A 21,492-nucleotide genomic window follows, 5' to 3' on the forward strand; every position below is an offset into this window, starting at 1 on the left:
GTGATTTTTTATTTGAAAAGAACAAAAATGGGATATTGCTATCCCATTTTGACATTAATGTTTTGAACGTTTTGCGATCTCTTCATCGCGTAAAACCCGACGTAAAATCTTGCCAACATTAGTTTTTGGCAGTTCGTCTCGAAACTCAATTTCTTTTGGCACTTTATAGCCTGTGAGATATTGACGACAATGGTTGCGAAGTTCATCACGAGTTAAGCTATCGTCTTTTTTCACGACAAAGATTTTTATCGTTTCGCCAGAAACTGCGTGAGGAACACCAATTGCCACAGCCTCAGACACTTTGTAATTCAGCATAACGACATCCTCAATTTCATTTGGATAGACATTAAAGCCAGAAACCAAAATTATATCTTTTTTACGATCTACAATGCGTAAGCTATATGATTCATCCATAATGACAATATCGCCAGTTGCCATCCAACCGTCTTTTAACACTTCACTGGTTGCTTCAGGTCGTTGCCAATAACCTTGCATTACTTGATCGCCTTTCACCCATAATTCGCCAGCTTCGCCAATTTTTGCATCAGAGCCATCATCTTTAATGATTTTTATATCCGTATTTGGCACTGGCACACCAATAGTGCCATTATGTTTCACAACATTAATCGGACAAGCGGCGATTAATGGCGAACACTCCGTCATTCCATAACCTTCAATGATGTTACAGCCCGTCAATTCATGCCAACGTGTTGCCACTGATTGTTGAATAGCCATACCGCCACCTACAGAAAGTTTTAAAGCTGAAAAATCAACTTCTTTGAAATTTTCATTATTTAACAACGCATTAAATAAGGTATTCACACCAGTGATTGCTTCAAAACGATATTTTTTCAACTCTTTCACAAATCCTTCAATATCTCTCGGATTGGTGATTAAGATCGCCGTTACACCTAACTCTAAAAATAATAAGCAGTTTACCGTTAAGGCAAATACGTGGTAAAGAGGCAAGGCTAAAATAGCTGAACGAGTGCGAGAATGATCGCCAATAAATGGCTCTGCAATCCATTTTGCTTGGAAGACATTGGTTATAATATTTCCGTGCGTTAGCATTGCACCTTTCGCCACGCCAGTTGTACCGCCAGTGTATTGTAAAAAGGCTAAATCCTCACGCGATATTTCTGGACGAACATATTGGCGATATTTACCAATACTCAATACTTCTCGGAACGTCACTGCGTGCGGTAATTTATATTTCGGCACGAGTTTTTTCACATATTTCACAACAAAATTGACTAAAGTACGTTTACCAAAAGAAAGTTGATCGCCCATTCGGGTAAGAATAACGTGTTTGACATTGGTATTGAAAACGACTTTTTCCAAGGTAGAAGCAAAATTTGATACCACGACAATCGCTACCGCACCACTATCTTGCAACTGATGTTCTAATTCTCTCGGTGTGTAAAGAGGATTCATATTTACTGCAATTAAGCCAGCTCGTAAAATACCAAAAAGTGCGATAGGATATTGCAATAAATTTGGCATCATTAATGCCACGCGATCGCCACGCTGAAGTTTAAATTCATTTTGCAAATATGCGGCAAATGCACGACTGCGTTCTTCTAATTTACGGAAAGTAAGTACTTGCCCCATATTAATGTAAGCGGGGCGATCTGGATGTTCGCGCACTGCTTTGTCGAACATATCCAAAATAGATTCATATTTTGAGGTATCCAGAAATTTTTCAGAACCTTCTGGATAATTTTGAAACCAAATTTTTTCCATTTTTTATCCTAATTTGTTGGAAAATCTTAAGATTTTATCATTTAATTCAAATAATAGCGAATTTCAGGCTGAACATACCAAGGGCGATGTCTCCATCTAAAAAATCCCCAATCATCATCTTCATCCCAATCATCTGTTGGATAATTATAAGTGGTGCTGAGTGTCCAAATACGATATTTATCAGCTTGAACAACAGGATAAGTATAATCAGCTTGTTCGATCTTGCCTTTCTCCGTTCCTGTTAATTGCCCGCCCACCGTAATATAGCGTTCTTTTAAATTTTCAGGCTCCACAAAACCGTTGAAATAGACGATAAAGCGACCATCGGATTGAAATTCAACAAATGGTTTACCTGAAATTGATGATACGGGTAAACTTAACACTTCAATTTTTGTTTGATTTGCTAAAACGGTAGCATTGACAATTTTTCCTCCAAGTCGAACCGTTTTACAATGGCAGGTTAAATCCTGAGGAGAAATCTCGCGATAGGAATTAATAGAGAATCGCTCTTTTTCTAACCCTTTTGGTGGTGCAATACAGCCCGTTAATCCGAAACAAAGTGCGGTAAAAAATAAGGTTATTTTTCCTTTCATTTTCTATCCTCCAGTTATTTAAACTTATTCACGTCCTGGTAATTTTTTCCAAGTAACCTCGTTTCGCAAATAAATCGGTTCAATCTCTAAAGCTGAAATTGTGTGTTTTTGCAAAAATTCTACTCGTGCAAGTTCTAACATATATAAGGCATTAGGTAATTCTATATCTGAGCCAGTTAGATTTTTTTCAGTAAATTGAGAATAAGCAGCCCAACCTGTCCCAACTCTAAATGCGTTATCATTTTGAAGCTGACTAATCGCTTTTTCTGGGGAACAAACTTGTTCGCTAATGATTTCTCGCCATTGAAAAAACTCTGCGAAATCTGACCGCACTTTTTCTCTCACTAATTGAGAAAAATAAACTTCATTCATTCTTGCATCAATCGCGGCAACAACATTTTCTGCTTGATGTAATTCAAATGCAGCTTGAGCCATTGCGGTTAAATTTGAAACTGGAATCACAGGTAAATCCGCCCCAAACGCTAAACCTTGTGCAATCCCAGCACCAACACGAACGCCAGTAAAACTACCTGGCCCACGCCCAAAGGCAAGCGCATCAACTTGATTTAAACCTAACCCCGAATTTGCCAAAATTTCATCAATCATAGGCAAAATTCGTTTAGTATGAGTGCGTTGTGCAAGTTCATTAATATGTGTTTTTTCGCCACGATGAAATAAGGCGACTGAACAGGCTTCAGTAGAAGTGTCCAACGCCAATAAAGTTAAATTTTGCATTATTTATTCTCGTTTATTTATTTTGTAAGAATTGTATCACTTTGTTGAGATCACGGGTACGACTTGAGTTAGGTAAACTTTTCAAAAAAGTTTTGCCATAATTACGCATTACTAATCGATTATCACAAATAATCACAACGCCACGATCTGTAACATCACGAATTAAACGTCCAACGCCTTGTTTCAAGGTAATCACGGCTTCAGGAATTTGAATGTCATTGAATGGATCGCCACCTTGCAAACGACAATCCTCAATACGGGCTTTCAACAAAGGTTCATCTGGCGCAGTAAAGGGAAGCTTATCAATGATGACTAAAGAAAGTGCATCGCCACGCACATCTACACCTTCCCAAAAGCTAGAGGTTGCCACCAAAACGCTATGGGATTCTTTTATAAATTGCTCGAGTAATTTGCCTTTTGAGGTTTCGCCTTGTAATAAAATCGAAAGGTTACTTTTTTCACGGAAGTATTCTGCTAAACCACGCATCATTGAATAAGAAGTGCAAAGAACAAAGCAACGCCCCTTATTTGCTTCAATCACGGGTAATAACATTTCGCCTAGTGAGCTTAATGTATTCACTTGATTGGTATTTGGCAAATATCGAGGTACACAAAGCAAAGATTGTTCAAGATAATTAAAGGGACTATATAAAATTTTTTGTGTCGCGTTTTCAATACCTAAACGTTGGCAGAAATGATTAAAAGTTCCCCCCACTTCTAATGTCGCAGATGTGAATATCCAAGCGGCTTCTTTCGCTTCAAGCTGAGCACCAAATTTATCGGCCACTGTCAATGGCGTAATATGTAAACCAAACTGGCGACCATTTCCTTCATACCAATAACAATAACCCACAATATTTGTTTCAGATAAACGCTTAAGCTGAATTTTAATGGATTCAACACGCTCAAAAATACTATCTAAAGTTTGGGAACGACCAAGCGATAATTTAATCACTTCAGATAAAAAATCTATTTTCTCTTGTAATAATTCAAAGGCTTTTTTCACCGCACTTTGCCTGTAAAGCTCACGCCAATTTCCACGAACATTGCTTCCATTACCCAATAATAAACGAAAATCTTGTACAACCTTCAGTAAGGTATCAGATGTTGTGCTAAGCTGTTGCATATCTTTGAGTTCTGTGCGATAGACAATATTAATATCTTTGCATAAATCAAAAAGCTGGCGTGATGTTAAAGATTGACCAAAATATTGACTGGCAATATCGGGTAACTGGTGAGCTTCGTCAAAAATAATTACTTCTGCATTTGGAATAAGTTCGCCAAAACCACTTTCTTTCACAGCCATATCAGCAAAAAATAAGTGATGATTAACCACAACCAAATCAGCATTTAATGCTTTTTTACGCGCACTTGCTACATAACATTCTGAATAATTAGGACAATCTGTTCCTAAACAGCTTTCCGCCGTACTCGTCAGTTGTGGAATAATAGGACTATCTTCTGCAAGCTCAATACATTCTGTGAAATCGCCTGTTTTAGTACTGTTATTCCATTTACGTACTTTACTTAATTCAGCTAAAACAGACTTATCGCCAAGCACACCTTGAGCAATAACTTGATCTAAACGCTCTAAACAAAGATAGTTTGCTCGACCTTTTAGCAACGCAATTTTTCCCGTGAAATTAAGGGCTTTTTTAATAGCAGGCAGATCTCGATTAAAAAGTTGATCTTGAAGATTTTTAGATCCTGTAGAAATAATGGTTTTTTTACCAAAAACTAAAGCAGGCGCGAGATATGCAAAGGTTTTTCCTGTGCCTGTTCCAGCTTCAATGACAAGGGAAGATTTATTTTGGATTGCTTTACTAACAGCATATGCCATTTCAAGTTGTTCAGTTCGAGGACGAAAACCTTTGATATTTTGGCTTAATTCGCCATTTAGTGAGAAAATATTGGCAATTTGATTTTCGTAATCCATTTAGTAAAACATATTTTTAAAGTAAATAACCGCGAAGATTGTCGCATAGAAACGCTAAATATCAAGAATAAAAATACTGCTGGTTTAAGATTACATAGAGGCTATTTTTAAAGAACGGTTATGCTTTGAATGGTTTTTGCTCAATTTAAAAGGTTAAAAATGATTTGCCATTACCTTATCTTTTGCTAGTCAGGCTAAAAGTGCGGTAAAAATTTTGGATGTTTTAAAATGAATAAAATCTTATTGAGTTTTTTCATAGATAGCTTGCTTATCCCAAAAACTGGTTCTAGAATACACGGTTTATTGCAATCAATCGGGTAAGAATATGCTGGGAAATTGCTTTTCTTTTCCTGTTCGTGTGTATTATGAAGACACTGATGCAGGTGGCGTAGTGTATCACGCTCGCTATTTGCATTTTTTTGAACGAGCAAGAACAGAATATTTGCGTATATTAAATTTTACGCAACAAACCTTACTAGAGGAACAACAACTCGCATTTGTTGTCAAATCGCTCGCCATTGATTATTGCGTGGCAGCAAAATTGGATGATTTACTTATGGTGGAAACAGAAGTTTCAGAGGTAAAGGGAGCTACGATCCTTTTTGAACAGAGACTGATGCGCAACACCCTGATGTTATCAAAGGCTACTGTTAAAGTAGCCTGTGTTGATCTAGGCAAGATGAAACCTGTGGCGCTTCCCAAAGAAGTTAAAGCTGCATTTAATCACTTAAAATAACTTTTCGGAGTATGCAATGACTGCAGAATTGAATTTTTTAGATCTTTTTCTAAAAGCAAGTATTGTTGTGCAACTGGTAATTGTGATTTTGATTTCTTTCTCAATCATATCTTGGGCAATTATCATTCAACGTAGCCGTATTTTAACGAATGCCTTAAAAGAAGCACATACCTTTGAAGATCGTTTTTGGTCAGGAGAAGATTTAAATAAACTTTATGAAGGGCTATCTAATCGTCGCGATGGATTAACGGGAAGCGAACAAATTTTTTGCGTGGGATTTAAAGAATTTTCACGTTTAAAACAAGTAAATCCAGACGCTCCTGAAGCGATTATTAAAGGCACAACGCGCGCGATGAATCTTGCGATGAACCGTGAGATTGAAAGCTTGGAAAATCGAGTTCCATTCTTAGCCACAGTGGCATCTGTTAGCCCTTATATTGGTTTATTTGGTACTGTTTGGGGAATTATGCACGCTTTTATGGCATTAAGTGGTGCAAAACAAGCAACATTACAGATGGTAGCACCAGGTATCGCCGAGGCCTTGATTGCCACTGCAATTGGTTTGTTTGCCGCAATTCCTGCAGTAATGGCTTATAACCGTTTAAGCTTACGAGTGAACGCAATTGAGCAAGATTACGTTAACTTTATTGATGAATTTACGACGATTTTACACCGTCAAGCCTTTGGTAAAGCCCCTCACTAAAAATAGGGAAAATTGACCGCACTTTAAAGAAAAAGTGCGGTAAAAATAAGTTAAAATTTTAGAGGAATATATGGCTCGTCGTCAGCGTAAAGCAATTAAATCTGAAATTAATATTGTGCCTTTTTTAGATGTGCTTTTAGTTTTAGTGTTAATTTTTATGGCAACCGCCCCTATTATTAGTCAAAGCGTTCAAGTTGAATTGCCTGATTCTGTGCAAAGCCAAGAGGTTTCTAATGAAGATAAAGTGCCTGTAATTCTTGAAGTTGCAGGTATTGGGAAATATGCGATTTCTATTGGTGGAGAACGTCAAGAAGGTTTAGCAGAAGAAATGGTTACTCAATTATCTAGACAGGAATTTGATAAGGATAATAATACACTATTTTTAGTAGGCGGAGCTAAAGAAGTACCTTATGAAGAAGTGATTAAGGCATTGAATTTACTTCATCTTGCAGGCATTAAATCTGTAGGTTTAATGACAAATCCCATTTAGCTAAGTAGGTAACACGTGCAAAATAATCGACAAAAGAAAGGAATCAATGCTTTTGCTATTTCTATCCTTTTGCACTTCATCTTGTTTGGCTTATTGATTTTAAGTTCACTTTATCACACCGTTGAAATTATGGGTGGTGGAGAAGGTGAAGGAGATGCAATAGGAGCAGTGATTGTTGATACGGGTACGGCTGCTCAGGAATGGGGGCGTATTCAACAACAAAAAAAAGGGCAAGCGGATAAACAAAAAAGCCCAGAACCTGTTGTGGAAGAAAAACCACCTGAGCCTAATCAAGAAGAGATTAAGCATCAACAAGAAGTTCAACGACAAGAAGAGTTAAAACGTCAGCAAGAACAGCAACGTCAGCAAGAACAGCAACGTCAGCAAGAAATAAAAAAACAACAAGAGCAAGCTCGTCAAGAAGCGTTGGAAAAACAGAAGCAAGCTGAAGAGGCTAAGGCTAAACAAGCTGCTGAAGCTGCAAAATTAAAAGCAGATGCAGAGGCTAAACGTTTAGCTGCTGCGGCAAAACAAGCTGAAGAAGAGGCTAAAGCGAAAGCAGCAGAAATTGCTGCTCAAAAAGCAAAACAAGAGGCGGAAGCTAAGGCGAAACTAGAAGCCGAAGCCAAGGCAAAAGCCGCTGCTGAAGCTAAAGCAAAGGCTGAAGCTGAGGCAAAAGCGAAAGCGGCAGCTGAGGCTAAAGCAAAAGCAGATGCAGAAGCTAAAGCGAAAGCCGCTGCTGAGGCAAAAGCAAAGGCTGAAGCGGAGGCAAAAGCGAAAGCAGCAGCTGAGGCAAAAGCAAAAGCTGCTGCGGAAGCAAAACGTAAAGCAGATCAAGCAAGCCTAGATGATTTCTTTAACGGCGGGGATGTTGGTGGCGGCAGTGCATCTAAAGGGGGAAACACTAATAAAGGTGGAACTCAAGGTAGCGGTGCTGCACTTGGCTCTGGCGATGGTGGTAAGGTTGGGGATCAATACGCAGGCGTAATTAAGAAAGAGATTCAACGTCGTTTCTTAAAAGATCCAAGTTTTGCAGGAAAGGTTTGTCGTATTAAAATTCAATTAGGTCGAGATGGCACGATCTTGGGCTATCAAAAAATTTCAGGTCCTGATGATATTTGTTCAGCTGCATTAAGTGCGGTGGCTAGAACGAAAAAAGTTCCAGCTGCGCCATCAGATGAAATTTATGAAAAATATAAATCGCCAATTATTGACTTTGATATTCGATAATTCTTTATAAAAATTTATTGTTAAATTTTAAAGGTAACAAAATGAAATTATTAAAACATTTAGTGAGCGTATTCGCGATTATACTTGCTATTACTCATAATGTATTCGCTGGTGATGAAGTACGCATTGTCATTGATGAAGGGGTTGATGGTGCGCGCCCTATCGCTGTCGTACCATTTGTTGGTTCTGCACCAGAAGATATTAGTAAAATTGTTGCAGATGATTTACGTAACAGTGGTAAGTTTAATCCTATTGCAGTGTCTCAAATGCCTCAACACCCAACTTCAGCAGCTGAAGTAAATCCTGAAGCTTGGTCGAATATTGGAATTGATGCAATTGTAATTGGACAAGTGGTTCCATCGGGTAATGGTTATAGTATTACTTATCAATTAATTGATACGGTTGGTGCATCAGGTACGCCAGGGGCTGTATTAATGCAAAATAGCTATACAGTGACAAATAAATGGTTACGCTATGGTGCGCATACTGTGAGTGATGAAGTCTTTGAAAAATTAACTGCGATCCGTGGTGCCTTTAGAACTCGTATCGCTTATGTTGTGCAAAAAAATGGCGGTTCGCAACCTTATGAAGTTCGTGTAGCAGATTATGATGGCTATAATCAATTTATCGTCAATCGTAGTGCTCAACCAATTATGTCTCCAGCTTGGTCTCCAGACGGCCAGCGTTTGGCTTATGTATCGTTTGAAAATAAAAAATCACAACTTGTTGTACAGGATTTGAATTCTGGTACGCGTAAAGTAGTGGCATCTTTTCAAGGGCATAATGGCGCGCCAGCCTTTTCGCCAGATGGTTCTCGTTTAGCTTTTGCTTCTTCTCGTGATGGCGTTCTGAATATTTACGTTATGGGCGCAAATGGTGGTACACCTATGCAATTAACGAGTGGTGCAGGTAATAATACTGAACCAGCGTGGTCACCAGACGGAAATTCAATTTTATTTACATCCGATAGAAGTGGCTCGCCACAGGTTTATCGAATGGATGCAAACGGTGGTAGCGTAACCGCAGTGGGTGGTCGCGGTAGCGCACAAATTAGTGCAGATGGAAAAACACTTGTGATGATTAATGGTAACAATAATGTAGTTAAACAAGATCTCACAACGGGCGTTTCAGAGGTACTTAGTACATCTTTTCTAGGCGAAAGCCCAAGCCTTTCTCCAAATGGAATTATGATTATTTATAGTTCTACACAGGGCTTAGGAAAGGTGCTACAATTGGTTTCTGCAGATGGTCGCTTTAAGGCGAGCCTTCCAGGAAGTGATGGCCAAGTAAAATTTCCAGCTTGGTCTCCATACTTAACTAAATAAAAAACTCATTTAGGAGAAATCTAATGAACAAATTTGTTAAATCATTATTAGTTGCAGGTTCTGTAGCTGCATTAGCGGCTTGTAGTTCCTCTAACAACGATGCTGCAGGCAATGGTGCTGCTCAAACTTTTGGCGGATACTCTGTTGCTGATCTTCAACAACGTTACAACACCGTATATTTTGGTTTTGATAAATACGACATCACCGGTGAATACGTTCAAATCTTAGATGCGCACGCAGCATATTTAAATGCAACGCCAGCTGCTAAAGTATTAGTAGAAGGTAATACTGATGAACGTGGTACACCAGAATACAACATCGCATTAGGACAACGTCGTGCAGATGCAGTTAAAGGTTATTTAGCAGGTAAAGGTGTTGATGCTGGTAAATTAGGCACAGTATCTTACGGTGAAGAAAAACCTGCAGTATTAGGTCACGATGAAGCTGCATATTCTAAAAACCGTCGTGCAGTGTTAGCGTACTAATTCTTGGTATTTCTAATACTTGAAAAACAGGATCCATTTTTTATTGGATCCTGTTTTGTTTTCATCGTTTGTAATTTAACCAATTAGCTTGAAAGAATGAATTTATTCTTTTGATTCTAAAATAAATGCGTTATCATTAACTCATCAACACAGTGGGTCGTTAGCTCAGTCGGTAGAGCAGCGGACTTTTAATCCGTTGGTCGAAGGTTCGAATCCTTCACGACCCACCACTCTCTGATTTAGTTGTCCAGTTGGGTTGTTAGCTCAGTTGGTAGAGCAGCGGACTCTTAATTCGTCGGTCGAGAGTTCGAGCCTCTCACAACCCACCATTCTTATTTTTATTATTCATCTCTAATATTTTAAATTTCTTTAATTTGCTTAAATTCTTGACTATTTTTAGCGGTTATTGTGGTAGAATATCCCTAAATTTTAGTCGGGCATCATTATGTTGGAAAATATTCGTATTGTTTTAATTGAAACTTCTCATAGCGGTAATATTGGTTCTGCGGCTAGAGCAATGAAAACGATGGGATTGAATCAATTTTGTCTTGTATCGCCAAAATCTATTGACGAGCAATCTTATGCACTTTCTGCAGGGGCAGAAGATGTAGTCAAAAATGCAATGATTGTAAATAGTTTTGATGATGCAGTAAAAAATTGTTCGTTAGTTATTGGAACAAGTGCGCGTTTACGTCATTTGCAAAATACCTTAATTGAACCGAGAGAATGTGCAGATAAAGTGATCGCAGATAAAGGCAAGATAGCTATTGTGTTTGGACGTGAACGTATTGGATTAACTAATGAAGAATTGTTGAAATGCCATTATCATTTGAATATTCCAGCTAATCCTGATTATTCTTCTTTAAATTTAGCAATGGCTGTGCAGTTGGTAAGTTATGAATTGCGTATGGCTTTCTTAGTTCAAAATAATAAGAAAAATTCACTTTCTTTAATAGAGAAAAACTATCCAACAGCAGATCAGTTAGCTTATTTTTTTGACCACACAGAACGTATATATCAATCTCTTGGATTTATTCAAAATCAAGGAGTTATGCGTAAATTAAAGCGTTTATACTATCGTGCGAAATTAGAGAAAAACGAATTAAATATTTTAAATGGCATGCTAAGTGCGGTTGAAAAACGAATTGATTTAACAAATGAGGATAATTGACTCAATTAGTCAGATATGTAAGTATTGCACCATTAATTTTTAGGGATTCTTTATGAAACTTACTTCAAAAGGTCGTTATGCAGTTACAGCCGTTTTGGATATTGCTTTAAATGCAGATGGCGGGCCTGTAAGCCTTGCGGATATTTCTGAACGCCAACATATTTCCTTATCTTATTTAGAGCAACTTTTTGCTAAATTACGTAAAGACGGTTTAGTTAAAAGTGTTCGCGGACCCGGAGGGGGTTATCAGTTAGGGCTACCAAGTGAACAAATTTCTGTAGGAATGATTATTGCAGCAGTAAATGAAAATATTCACGTAACGAAATGTTTGGGGCGCGAAAATTGTAAAAATGGTGTGGAATGTTTAACTCACGAACTTTGGGAAGATTTAAGTTTACGTATTGAAAGTTTTTTAAACGAGATTACCTTAGCTGAGCTGGTAAATAAGCGTAATGTAAAGCGTCAATCTCATCGTGATTTTAATAATTTGTTAGTTAATCAATAAAAAGGATAAGCCGGATATTTTTCAAATAAAAAAAGTGCGGTTATATTTAGCATAATTTAGGAGTGAAAATGAAATTACCTATTTATTTAGACTACGCAGCGACCTGTCCAGTCGATGAACGTGTTGCGAAAAAAATGATGGCGTTTCTAACCATCGATGGCACATTTGGCAATCCAGCCTCTCGCTCACATAAATTTGGTTGGCAAGCAGAAGAAGCTGTTGATATTGCACGTAATCAAATCGCTGATCTCATTGGCGCAGATTCTCGTGAAATTGTCTTTACTTCTGGCGCAACAGAATCTGACAACCTCGCAATTAAAGGTGCGGCACATTTCTATCAAACTAAAGGTAAACACATTATTACCTGTAAAACTGAACATAAAGCAGTGTTAGATACTTGCCGTCAATTAGAAAGAGAAGGTTTTGAAGTCACTTATTTGTCTCCAGAAGCTGATGGTTTAATTGATTTAGAAAAATTCAAAGCTGCGCTTCGTCCAGATACAATTCTAGCTTCAATTATGCACGCTAATAATGAAATTGGTGTGTTACAAGATATTAAAGCTATTGGTGAGCTTTGTCGTGCAAATAAAACAATTTTCCATGTGGATGCAACGCAAAGTGTTGGTAAAGTTGAAATTAATTTGGAAGAATTAGCTGTTGATTTAATGTCGATGTCTAGCCATAAACTTTACGGGCCAAAAGGTATTGGTGCATTGTATGTTCGTCGTAAACCTCGTGTACGTTTAGAGGCGATTATTCATGGTGGTGGTCATGAACGTGGTATGCGTTCAGGTACATTACCTGTTCATCAAATCGTAGGAATGGGAGAGGCTTATCGCATTGCAAAAGAAGAAATGGTAACCGAAATGCCACGTTTAAAAGCTCTTCGTGATCGTTTATATAATGGCTTAAAAGATATTGAAGAAACTTATGTAAATGGTTCAATGGAACATCGTTTAGATAGCAATTTAAATATTAGCTTTAACTATGTTGAGGGCGAATCCTTAATGATGGCGTTGCGCGATATTGCTGTATCTTCTGGTTCTGCTTGTACATCTGCTAGCTTAGAGCCATCTTATGTATTGCGCGCACTTGGCTTAAATGATGAATTGGCACACAGTTCAATTCGTTTCACATTAGGTCGTTATACTACTGAAGAAGAAATTGATTACACAATTAATTTAATGAAAGGTGCGGTAGAAAAACTTCGTGCATTATCGCCATTATGGGATATGTTTAAAGAAGGTATTGATTTAAATACCATTGAGTGGTCTGCTCACTAATATTTAGTTGCCATTATCTGACAATGGCATTCACTAGAATTGAAAAAAGGAAAGTTAAAATGGCTTATAGCGAAAAAGTAATTGATCATTATGAAAATCCACGTAATGTGGGATCATTGGACAAAAAAGATAGCAATGTTGGTACTGGAATGGTCGGTGCGCCAGCTTGTGGTGATGTTATGCAACTACAAATCAAAGTAGATGATAATGGCATTATTGAAGATGCAAAATTCAAAACTTATGGTTGTGGTTCTGCGATTGCATCTAGTTCATTAATTACTGAGTGGGTAAAAGGCAAATCTTTAGAAGAAGCAGGGGCTATTAAAAATAGCCAAATTGCTGAAGAATTAGAATTACCGCCAGTGAAAGTGCATTGCTCTATTTTAGCAGAAGATGCAATTAAAGCAGCAATTGCTGATTATAAAGCAAAACAAGGCTAATCATGTGAAAAAGTGCGGTCAATTTTGACCGCACTTTTAGCGGTGTTTGGGGGATAGATGGGTATTACATTAACAGAAAAAGCAGCTCAGCGAGTGAAAGCCTTTTTGGATAATCGTGGTAAAGGTATTGGATTACGTTTAGGTGTGAAAACATCAGGTTGTTCTGGCTTAGCTTATGTACTTGAGTTTGTAGATGTTTTAAATTCAGAAGATCAAGTTTTTGAGCAGCACGGTGTTAATATTATTGTCGATCCAAAAAGTCTCGTTTATCTCAATGGCATTGAACTGGATTATGTAAAAGAAGGCCTAAATGAAGGCTTTAAATATAATAATCCAAATGTAAAAGAATCTTGTGGTTGTGGCGAAAGTTTCCACGTTTAAGGTAATAATCTGATGTTAAATCCTTTTCAAATTTTTGATTTACCCGTTGATTTTCAGCTGGATGAAAAAGTGCTAAATGCACATTATTTAAAATTACAAAAGGCTCTACATCCAGATAATTTTGTCTCAAGTAGTGCTTTAGAACAACGTGTTGCGATGCAAAAATCAACCGAAGTGAATGATGCCTTAAAAACGTTAAAAGACCCAATTTTGCGAGCTGAAGCGATCATTGCTCTTAATACTGGCGAGCAGTTAGATCTTGAACAAAAAAGCACGCAAGATGTGGCGTTTTTAATGCAACAGTTACAGTGGCGAGAACAATTAGAAGAAGTTGAAAGCCAGCAAGATGAAAGAGCATTAAATGCTTTTGCGAAAGAAATTAAACAAGAAACTCAATTATTATTGACCGCACTTTTTGAGAGTTTGAAATCTGAACAATGGGCGAGAGCATCTCAATACTGTGATAAATTACGTTTTACCCGTAAACTTTCTGGAGAAATTGAGCGTGTGGAAGAACGAATTTTTGAATTAGATTAAATGTAGGGGCAAATGTAATTTGCCCCTACGAGATGTGAATAAATAACACTATGCAAACTCTTGAACAGCTCACTAGTCCAGAACATTCTGCTTGGATAACCATTTCCCAATGGATTGATAACGCTCGCAATCATTGTGAAGTAATTAAAAAAGATCAATCTAGTGCGGAGCGTGAGCTTTTTACTATGCAAATGCCAACATCCTCGCCAATGGGCGCAGTAATCTATGAAACAGGTGGAATTTTAATTCATTATGGTTGGTTACGTATTTTAGGTTCTGGAAGTTTTAAATTACCGCGTGGCTTGATGGATTGGAATTTCAGTAAATCTTTTAGTGAGTCAGGCGAAAAACCAAAATATTTATTAGTTGCAGATGATGTGATTGGTGGTTATTTTGCGTTAAATGGTGGTTCGTTAGGCGATAATATTGGCAAAATTTATTACTATTCGTCAAAAGATCTTACTTGGCATAATTTAAATTTTACTTACACAGAATTTTTAGCTTGGGCATTGAATGGCGATTTAGAGGCCTTTTATCAAGGACTATTTTGGCAAAATTGGCAAGATGATGTAAAACAATTAGATGGTAATCAAATTTTTGTATTCACGCCTGATTTAAACCAAGACAGAAAAATAGCAATTGATGAACGCCAAAAACAGGAAGTCAATATTGAAACCCATTACCAAGCAAGCTTTGCAGAAAAAAATAAATTTGATTTGGCGTATTCCGCCGCATAACTAGTAGAAAAAAGTATATGGCATTATTACAAATTGCAGAACCCGGACAAACAGCGGCTCCACACCAACATCGTTTGGCGGTAGGAATTGATTTGGGAACAACTAATTCTTTAGTAGCATCTGTGCGTAGTGGAAAATCCGTGATTCTTAATGATGAACAAGATCGTAGTCTTGTACCATCAGTTGTTCATTATGGCGTTGCAGAAAAGAAAGTTGGTTTGGAAGCTTTTGAACAAGCATCACTTGATCCCCAAAATACAGTGATTTCAGTCAAACGCTTAATTGGTCGAAGTCTTGCAGATGTGCAATCTCGTTATCCTAGTTTGCCTTATGAATTTGTAGCAAGTGAAAATGGATTACCTTTAATTGTTACAGCACAAGGGCAGAAAAGTCCAATTGAAGTGTCTTCAGATATTTTGTCGCGTTTAAATCATATTGCCGAACAACGCCTTGGCGGAGAACTTTCTGGTGTTGTGATTACAGTTCCTGCTTATTTTGATGATGCTCAACGTCAAAGCACTAAAGATGCTGCGCGTTTAGTAGGGCTAAATGTATTACGTTTATTGAATGAACCTACTGCAGCTGCACTCGCTTATGGATTAGATAGTGGGCAGGAAGGCATTATTGCGGTTTATGATTTAGGCGGTGGCACATTTGATATTTCAATTTTACGCTTATCAAAAGGTATCTTTGAAGTTTTAGCAACGGGGGGAGACACTGCATTAGGTGGAGATGATTTTGATCATTTAATTGCAGATTGGGTAATAGAACAAACTAAGCTAAAACCACAAACAGCAAATCAACAGCGTGAGTTAATAACCCTTGCTAACCAAGCTAAAATTACTTTGACTAATGAAAAAAGTGCGGTTATTTCTTGGCAAGATTTTTCAGTAGAAATTTCGCGGGAACAATTCAATGAATTAATTTATCCGCTTGTAAAACGTTCATTGCTAACTTGTCGTCGGGCATTGAAAGATGCCAATGTGGAATCCGAAGAAGTGCAAGCGGTGGTAATGGTTGGCGGTTCAACTCGTGTGCCTTATGTAAGAGAACAAGTTGGCGAGTTTTTTGGTAAAACACCATTAACCTCAATCGATCCTGATAAAGTTGTGGCACTTGGTGCTGCAATTCAAGCAGATATTTTAGTCGGGAATAAAACTGATTCTGATATGTTATTGCTTGATGTTGTACCACTTTCTTTAGGCATTGAGACGATGGGCGGATTAGTGGAAAAAATTATTCCACGTAATACAACAATTCCTGTAGCTCGTGCGCAAGAGTTTACTACTTTCAAAGATGGACAAACGGCAATGACTGTTCATGTGCTACAAGGCGAACGAGAGCTAGTGGATGATTGTCGTTCTTTAGGACGCTTTACTCTACGAGGTATTCCGCCAATGGCAGCGGGTGCAGCCCATATTAGAGTGACTTATCAAGTGGATGCAGATGGTTTATTAAGCGTTACAGCGATGGAAAAATCGACAAAAGTACAGTCTTCAATACAAATTAAACCATCTTATGGCTTAACTGATGAAGAAGTAACCGCAATGATTAAATCCTCTTTTGATAATGCGCAAGAAGATTTGCAAGCACGTGAATTAGCCGAGCAGCGTGTGGAAGCAGATCGTGTTATTGAAAGCGTAATTGTTGCGTTACAAGCAGATGGGGCTGAATTGCTTAGCACAGATGAATTTCATCATATTGAAACTGTGTTAAAACAATTAATGGATGTAAAACAAGGTTCAGATCGCGATGCAATTGCACAAGGAATTAAAGCCTTGGATACTGCTACCCAAGAATTTGCAGCACGTCGAATGAATGCATCGATTAATAAAGCTTTGACAGGCAAAAATTTGTCAGATATTGAAAAACCGTAAAACTGCGGTCAGATATTAAATAATTTTGAGGAAAGTATTATGCCAAAAGTGATTTTTTTACCTAATGAAGATTTTTGTCCTGAAGGTATGGTCGTTGATGCTGCAACAGGAGATAACTTATTAGAAGTTGCTCACAATGCGGGAGTAGAAATTCATCATGCTTGTGATGGTTCTTGTGCTTGTACAACTTGCCACGTGATTGTTCGTGAAGGGTTTGATTCTTTAAATGAAACGAGTGATCAAGAAGAAGATATGCTAGATAAGGCTTGGGGATTAGAAATGGATAGCCGTTTATCTTGTCAATGTGTCGTGGGAAATGAAGATCTTGTGGTAGAAATTCCAAAATATAACCTTAATCACGCAAATGAGGCTGCTCACTAATGAAATGGACAGACGCCCAATTAATTGCAGAAGAACTTTACGATCGTAATCCAGATTTAGATCCAAAAACCGTTCGTTTTACTGATTTACATAAATGGATTTGTGAACTTGAAGATTTTGACGATGATCCGAATAAATCAAATGAATCAATTCTTGAGGCTATTTTATTAAAATGGTTAGATGAATTTGAATAATCAGAAATTTGATTGAAAAAATACCCGCACTTTGATGCGGGTATTATTTTTTAAAGGTTGTTTAATTTCATTTTTGCCATTTGTTGTTCTAATTGGCTACCACTTTGTTGTGCTTGCTCAAAGCTGTTTTTCGCCGCAACTTTATCTCCTTTTGCAATTTGGATATCGCCAGTTAAAATCGCTTTGCGAGCATTAAAACTTTCGCCTTTCACTTGGTTTAATGTGCTTAAAGCATTATCTAATTGACCCAATTGAAATTGCACCGCACTTAGACGTAATGCAACAATAGATGTTAATACTTCATCTTGAGATTGGGTTAATGCTTGGTTTAAATTTGCTTCTGCTGCTGAAAAATCTTGTTTTTCAGTGGCTTTTTTCGCTTCATCTAACAAAGCAAAGACAGCGTATGCCGTTTTGCTGTTAGCTTGCACAAATTGTTCTATATTTGCTTTTTTAGCCTGTTCGTCTTGTTGCACAGAATTAATTAAAGCATCATATTGTGCGGAGGCTTGAGCGATTTGTTCTGCTTGGTGGGCTTGCCAATAACGCCATCCAAACATACCGCCCACACCTAAGATAAAGGCGACAATAATTGTTTTGCCATTCTCTTTCCACCACTCTTTCAACTGGTTAATCTCTTGTTCTTCTTCAATGGAATAAGCCATATTTTTCCCCTTTTAAATTAAAATTGAGTTTGAATATAGTCGATTATATTCACTAAATCTAAGGTTTGCTGATCTGCACCACCTTGTAAGTGTTTAACAACGACTTGTTTATTTTGGACTTCGCTTTCGCCGATAACTAATGCTAATGTTGCACCAGATTTATCTGCACGTTTAAATTGTTTTTTAAAATTGCCACCAGAGCAGTGCAACATAGTATTTAAGTGCGGTAATTCTGAGCGTACTTTTTCCGCTAATTCAAAAGCGGCTAATGTTGTGCCTTCGCCTTGATAAACAACATAAATATCCACCGCACTTTTAACAGGAACATTTGGATTAACTTCTTGTACCAACAAGACTAAACGCTCTAATCCCATCGCAAATCCGATGCTTGGCGTTGCGTGTCCGCCAAGTTGTTCCACTAAACCGTCATAACGACCGCCGCCACACACGGTACCTTGTGCACCAAGAGCAGAGGTTACCCACTCAAATACAGTTTTGTTGTAATAATCTAAACCACGCACGAGTTTAGGATTAATTTCATATTGAATATCAACAGCATCTAATAATGAACATAATTGTTCAAAATGCTCACGGCTTTCATCATCTAGATAATCAAGTAATTTTGGCGCGTTATCCAATACTTTTTGTAATTCTGGATTTTTGGTATCCAAAATACGCAATGGATTTTTTACCAAGCGATCTTTTTCTTCATCGCTCATTAAATCTTGATGGTTTTCTAAGAATCCAACCAACGCAGAACGATAATTTGCTCGTGCTTCTAAAGAACCAATAGAGTTAAGTTGAAGTGTAACATATTGATCGATACCTAATGCTTTCCATAAACGATAGGTAAGCATGATTAATTCTGCATCGATTTCTGGATTTGCAATACCGAATACCTCAACACCTGCTTGATGGAATTGACGGTAACGCCCTTTTTGTGGACGTTCATGACGGAACATTGGCCCGATATACCATAAGCGTTGTTCATTATTATAGATCCAACCGTGTTCAATGGCTGCTCGCACACAACCTGCTGTGCCTTCAGGGCGTAAGGTTAATTGTTCATTGTTATCCCAAAATGTGTACATTTCTTTTGAGACAACATCAGTTACTTCGCCGATTGCGCGCGCAAATAATGGCGTGCTTTCTACAATTGGCATACGCACTTCCGAATAGCCATAACTATTTAATACATTGCGTACTTGTGCTTCAATCCATTGCCATAATGGAGATTCTGTTGGGGCGCAATCGTTCATACCACGAATTGCTTGAATTGTTTTTGCCACGAGCTTTCCTTAAATAATTCTGTTTTTTGGATCTTGTCGTGCGATTTTCGCACGAATTTTTGCTTCTAATTGGTTCACTATATCTTCGTTATCAAAACGCTCTTTTTGACGTTCGCCGTCAAGATAATAACCGCTTTTTTTGTTACCACCCGTTACGCCGAGATCGGAGACGAGTGCCTCGCCAGGACCATTCACTACACAGCCGATAATCGATACATCCATTGGTGTAATAATATCTTCAAGGCGTTGTTCTAGTGCATTTACTGTGCCGATCACATCAAATTCTTGGCGAGAACAAGTTGGGCAAGCAATAAAATTAATGCCACGAGAGCGAATTCTTAAAGATTTCAAAATATCAAAACCGACTTTGATTTCCTCTATAGGATCTGCCGCCAAAGAAACGCGCAGCGTATCGCCAATGCCCTCAGCTAATAACATTCCTAAACCCACCGCAGATTTTACTGCACCAGCGCGTGCGCCACCTGCTTCTGTAATGCCTAAATGTAAAGGTTGTTTAATTGCTTTAGCCAGTAAACGATAAGATTCGACCGCTAAGAATACATCGGAGGCTTTTACGCTCACTTTAAATTGGTTGAAATTTAGGCGATCTAAAATTTCTACATGACGTAATGCGGACTCTAATAATGCTTCTGGTGTTGGTTCGCCGTATTTTTCTTGCAGATCTTTTTCCAAAGAGCCAGCGTTTACGCCAATACGAATCGGAATATTTTTGTCACGAGCACAATCAACAACGGCACGGATGCGATCTTCACGACCAATATTGCCAGGATTAATACGTAAACAATCCACGCCATATTCTGCGACTTTTAACGCAATACGATAGTCGAAATGAATATCTGCTACGAGCGGGACATTCACTTGTTGTTTAATTTGTTTAAATGCTTCTGCAGCATCCATTGTTGGAACAGATACACGAACAATATCTGCACCAACACGTTCTAATGATTTAATTTGAGCAACTGTCGCTTCCACATCAGTAGTGCGAGTATTTGTCATTGATTGCACGGCAATCGGTGCATCCCCACCAATTGGTACATTTCCCACATAAATTTTTGTCGATTCACGACGCTTAATAGTTGGCTGAAAAGCTGACATTATTTTTCCTAAGGTTGTGAAAGTTTGAATTTTGCTACGCGACCATCCACTTTAAGAGGATAATTCTCGCCTTTGTAAGTGATGCGCACATTGCTTGGTGCGCCTACAATTAATGAAAATTCATTGCCATTAAAGGTTAATATTTCGCCTTGTTTATATTCTTTTTGTGCTAATACGTGACGGGCGTTATCTTTTACACTAATCCAACTGCTATTTGTCAAAATTTCAATCATTAAATCGCCTTTTGCTATAGGTAACGTTGGAGAAATACTTGGATTTTCGACCGCACTTTGAATGTCTGAAACTGATTTTTCATCGTTTTTGAGTAGTGAAACGCTATTTTCTTGTGCTATTTCTGGTAACACATTATTTGTTATTTCTACTGGTTGTGAGACTGGTGCTGCTGTTTCTGGTGCAGATTTATTACTTTCTTCTGTTGTCACAAGAGCGGTGGCAGGCTGATTGTTTTCGGTAGAGGCAACATAGCTTTGCACTAAATCATCGCGTTCTTGAGTATTTTGTTGATAACTTTGCCACCACCAAAGCCCAGTCATACCAATTACAATCACGAATACTATTGCGGTTAAACGCCCGATCCAACGATTGTGAGAAGAATATTGATTAACGGCACGGGTTGAACGTGCATTTTTCCCTAAATCATTTTTTTCGGTTTCAGCAAAAACAATATTTTCCCACACAGAATCTGGCAAACGTAAGAATTTTGCATAGCTGCGAACATAACCTTTGACAAATATAGAAGGCGTTGATTTTTGAATAAATTCATTATTTTCAAGTTGCTCTAATATAGAAGGGCGTAGCGTGATTTCTTTAGCGACATCTTCAAGAGAAAGATTTAAGGCTTCGCGTGTTTGACGAAAAATCTCACCAGGAGAAAGCACTTGCTCAGTAGTTGGATTCATAAATTTAATCAAATAATTAG

At 37.9% G+C, this 21,492-nt stretch carries 24 protein-coding genes and 2 tRNA genes; 18 read left to right on the forward strand and 8 right to left on the reverse strand.

Going from position 1 to position 21,492, the window contains the following annotated elements; translation table 11 throughout:
* Positions 1–54 precede the first annotated feature (54 nt).
* The 4 genes from fadD to ACPT8Q_RS03545 are packed head-to-tail and all read right to left on the reverse strand — an operon-like array spanning position 55 to position 5,007.
* On the reverse strand, positions 55–1,743 hold the full coding sequence (gene fadD, locus ACPT8Q_RS03530) for a long-chain-fatty-acid--CoA ligase FadD (RefSeq protein ID WP_425622309.1): 1,689 nt from the start codon (positions 1,741–1,743) through the stop codon (positions 55–57).
* Positions 1,744–1,784: 41 nt separating this feature from the next.
* On the reverse strand, positions 1,785–2,336 hold the full coding sequence (locus ACPT8Q_RS03535; protein ID WP_040034403.1) for a Slp family lipoprotein: 552 nt from the start codon (positions 2,334–2,336) through the stop codon (positions 1,785–1,787).
* Positions 2,337–2,360: 24 nt separating this feature from the next.
* Entirely contained in the window at positions 2,361–3,071 is a 711-nt protein-coding gene (gene tsaB / locus ACPT8Q_RS03540; RefSeq protein WP_040034401.1) for a tRNA (adenosine(37)-N6)-threonylcarbamoyltransferase complex dimerization subunit type 1 TsaB, read from the reverse strand.
* Between the two features lie 13 nt (positions 3,072–3,084).
* Entirely contained in the window at positions 3,085–5,007 is a 1,923-nt protein-coding gene (locus ACPT8Q_RS03545; protein WP_040034399.1) for an ATP-dependent DNA helicase, read from the reverse strand.
* 325 nt (positions 5,008–5,332) lie between these two features.
* Here ACPT8Q_RS03545 and ybgC point away from each other — a divergent pair, with 325 nt between their 5' ends.
* From ybgC to iscX, 18 genes are all read left to right on the forward strand, one after another.
* Positions 5,333–5,743, forward strand: a complete 411-nt coding sequence (gene ybgC, locus ACPT8Q_RS03550; RefSeq protein WP_005656389.1) for a tol-pal system-associated acyl-CoA thioesterase — start codon at positions 5,333–5,335, stop codon at positions 5,741–5,743.
* A gap of 16 nt (positions 5,744–5,759) precedes the next feature.
* Entirely contained in the window at positions 5,760–6,446 is a 687-nt protein-coding gene (gene tolQ / locus ACPT8Q_RS03555; protein WP_050949013.1) for a protein TolQ, read from the forward strand.
* A gap of 70 nt (positions 6,447–6,516) precedes the next feature.
* Positions 6,517–6,936: a colicin uptake protein TolR gene (tolR, locus tag ACPT8Q_RS03560; protein WP_005652225.1), complete on the forward strand. Its 420-nt coding sequence runs from the start codon at positions 6,517–6,519 to the stop codon at positions 6,934–6,936.
* Positions 6,937–6,951: 15 nt separating this feature from the next.
* On the forward strand, positions 6,952–8,166 hold the full coding sequence (tolA, locus tag ACPT8Q_RS03565) for a cell envelope integrity protein TolA (RefSeq protein ID WP_050949014.1): 1,215 nt from the start codon (positions 6,952–6,954) through the stop codon (positions 8,164–8,166).
* A gap of 41 nt (positions 8,167–8,207) precedes the next feature.
* A complete protein-coding gene (tolB, locus tag ACPT8Q_RS03570; protein ID WP_050949015.1) occupies positions 8,208–9,491 on the forward strand; it encodes a Tol-Pal system beta propeller repeat protein TolB in 1,284 nt (427 codons plus the stop codon).
* Positions 9,492–9,514: 23 nt separating this feature from the next.
* Complete coding sequence (gene pal / locus ACPT8Q_RS03575; RefSeq protein WP_005652235.1) at positions 9,515–9,976, forward strand: peptidoglycan-associated lipoprotein Pal; 462 nt, start codon at positions 9,515–9,517, stop codon at positions 9,974–9,976.
* Between the two features lie 154 nt (positions 9,977–10,130).
* A tRNA-Lys gene (locus ACPT8Q_RS03580) sits at positions 10,131–10,206 on the forward strand.
* A gap of 23 nt (positions 10,207–10,229) precedes the next feature.
* A tRNA-Lys gene (locus ACPT8Q_RS03585) sits at positions 10,230–10,305 on the forward strand.
* 116 nt (positions 10,306–10,421) lie between these two features.
* The gene (trmJ, locus tag ACPT8Q_RS03590) at positions 10,422–11,147 is read left to right on the forward strand and encodes a tRNA (cytosine(32)/uridine(32)-2'-O)-methyltransferase TrmJ (RefSeq protein ID WP_050949016.1); all 726 of its coding nucleotides are present in this window, start codon (positions 10,422–10,424) and stop codon (positions 11,145–11,147) included.
* Positions 11,148–11,199: 52 nt separating this feature from the next.
* Positions 11,200–11,652, forward strand: a complete 453-nt coding sequence (iscR, locus tag ACPT8Q_RS03595) for a Fe-S cluster assembly transcriptional regulator IscR (protein ID WP_005659892.1) — start codon at positions 11,200–11,202, stop codon at positions 11,650–11,652.
* 68 nt (positions 11,653–11,720) lie between these two features.
* The gene (locus ACPT8Q_RS03600; RefSeq protein ID WP_050847277.1) at positions 11,721–12,935 is read left to right on the forward strand and encodes an IscS subfamily cysteine desulfurase; all 1,215 of its coding nucleotides are present in this window, start codon (positions 11,721–11,723) and stop codon (positions 12,933–12,935) included.
* 59 nt (positions 12,936–12,994) lie between these two features.
* Positions 12,995–13,375: a Fe-S cluster assembly scaffold IscU gene (iscU, locus tag ACPT8Q_RS03605; RefSeq protein WP_005654861.1), complete on the forward strand. Its 381-nt coding sequence runs from the start codon at positions 12,995–12,997 to the stop codon at positions 13,373–13,375.
* A gap of 57 nt (positions 13,376–13,432) precedes the next feature.
* Positions 13,433–13,756: an iron-sulfur cluster assembly protein IscA gene (gene iscA / locus ACPT8Q_RS03610; RefSeq protein ID WP_005649164.1), complete on the forward strand. Its 324-nt coding sequence runs from the start codon at positions 13,433–13,435 to the stop codon at positions 13,754–13,756.
* A 12-nt stretch (positions 13,757–13,768) separates the two neighbouring features.
* Entirely contained in the window at positions 13,769–14,293 is a 525-nt protein-coding gene (gene hscB, locus ACPT8Q_RS03615) for a Fe-S protein assembly co-chaperone HscB (RefSeq protein ID WP_050949017.1), read from the forward strand.
* 50 nt (positions 14,294–14,343) lie between these two features.
* Positions 14,344–15,030, forward strand: coding sequence for a DUF2625 domain-containing protein (locus tag ACPT8Q_RS03620; RefSeq protein ID WP_050949018.1), 687 nt, complete (start codon positions 14,344–14,346; stop codon positions 15,028–15,030).
* Positions 15,031–15,047: 17 nt separating this feature from the next.
* A complete protein-coding gene (hscA, locus tag ACPT8Q_RS03625) occupies positions 15,048–16,907 on the forward strand; it encodes a Fe-S protein assembly chaperone HscA (RefSeq protein WP_021035649.1) in 1,860 nt (619 codons plus the stop codon).
* A 39-nt stretch (positions 16,908–16,946) separates the two neighbouring features.
* Positions 16,947–17,288 (forward strand): ISC system 2Fe-2S type ferredoxin, encoded by a 342-nt coding sequence (gene fdx, locus ACPT8Q_RS03630; RefSeq protein WP_005656373.1) that lies wholly within the window; start codon positions 16,947–16,949, stop codon positions 17,286–17,288.
* The gene (gene iscX, locus ACPT8Q_RS03635; protein ID WP_005659903.1) at positions 17,288–17,482 is read left to right on the forward strand and encodes a Fe-S cluster assembly protein IscX; all 195 of its coding nucleotides are present in this window, start codon (positions 17,288–17,290) and stop codon (positions 17,480–17,482) included. Before fdx ends, iscX begins: the two co-directional genes overlap by 1 nt.
* 50 nt (positions 17,483–17,532) lie before the next feature.
* Here the strand turns inward: iscX and ACPT8Q_RS03640 are convergent, their stop codons facing one another.
* From ACPT8Q_RS03640 to ACPT8Q_RS03655, 4 genes are read right to left on the reverse strand one after another with little or no spacing between them, the layout of a single operon-like run.
* A complete protein-coding gene (locus ACPT8Q_RS03640; RefSeq protein ID WP_005691752.1) occupies positions 17,533–18,147 on the reverse strand; it encodes a YfgM family protein in 615 nt (204 codons plus the stop codon).
* Positions 18,148–18,164: 17 nt separating this feature from the next.
* Positions 18,165–19,436, reverse strand: a complete 1,272-nt coding sequence (gene hisS / locus ACPT8Q_RS03645) for a histidine--tRNA ligase (protein ID WP_021035648.1) — start codon at positions 19,434–19,436, stop codon at positions 18,165–18,167.
* A 9-nt stretch (positions 19,437–19,445) separates the two neighbouring features.
* Positions 19,446–20,552 carry a flavodoxin-dependent (E)-4-hydroxy-3-methylbut-2-enyl-diphosphate synthase gene (gene ispG / locus ACPT8Q_RS03650; RefSeq protein ID WP_021035647.1) on the reverse strand — a complete coding sequence of 369 codons (1,107 nt, stop codon included), beginning with the start codon at positions 20,550–20,552 and terminating at the stop codon, positions 19,446–19,448.
* A gap of 8 nt (positions 20,553–20,560) precedes the next feature.
* A complete protein-coding gene (locus ACPT8Q_RS03655) occupies positions 20,561–21,472 on the reverse strand; it encodes a RodZ domain-containing protein (RefSeq protein ID WP_042599460.1) in 912 nt (303 codons plus the stop codon).
* Positions 21,473–21,492: the final 20 nt, after the last annotated feature.

Source organism: Haemophilus sp. HN_Hi10 (genome assembly GCF_049821985.1).
GTDB classification, from domain to species: domain Bacteria; phylum Pseudomonadota; class Gammaproteobacteria; order Enterobacterales; family Pasteurellaceae; genus Haemophilus; species Haemophilus influenzae_D.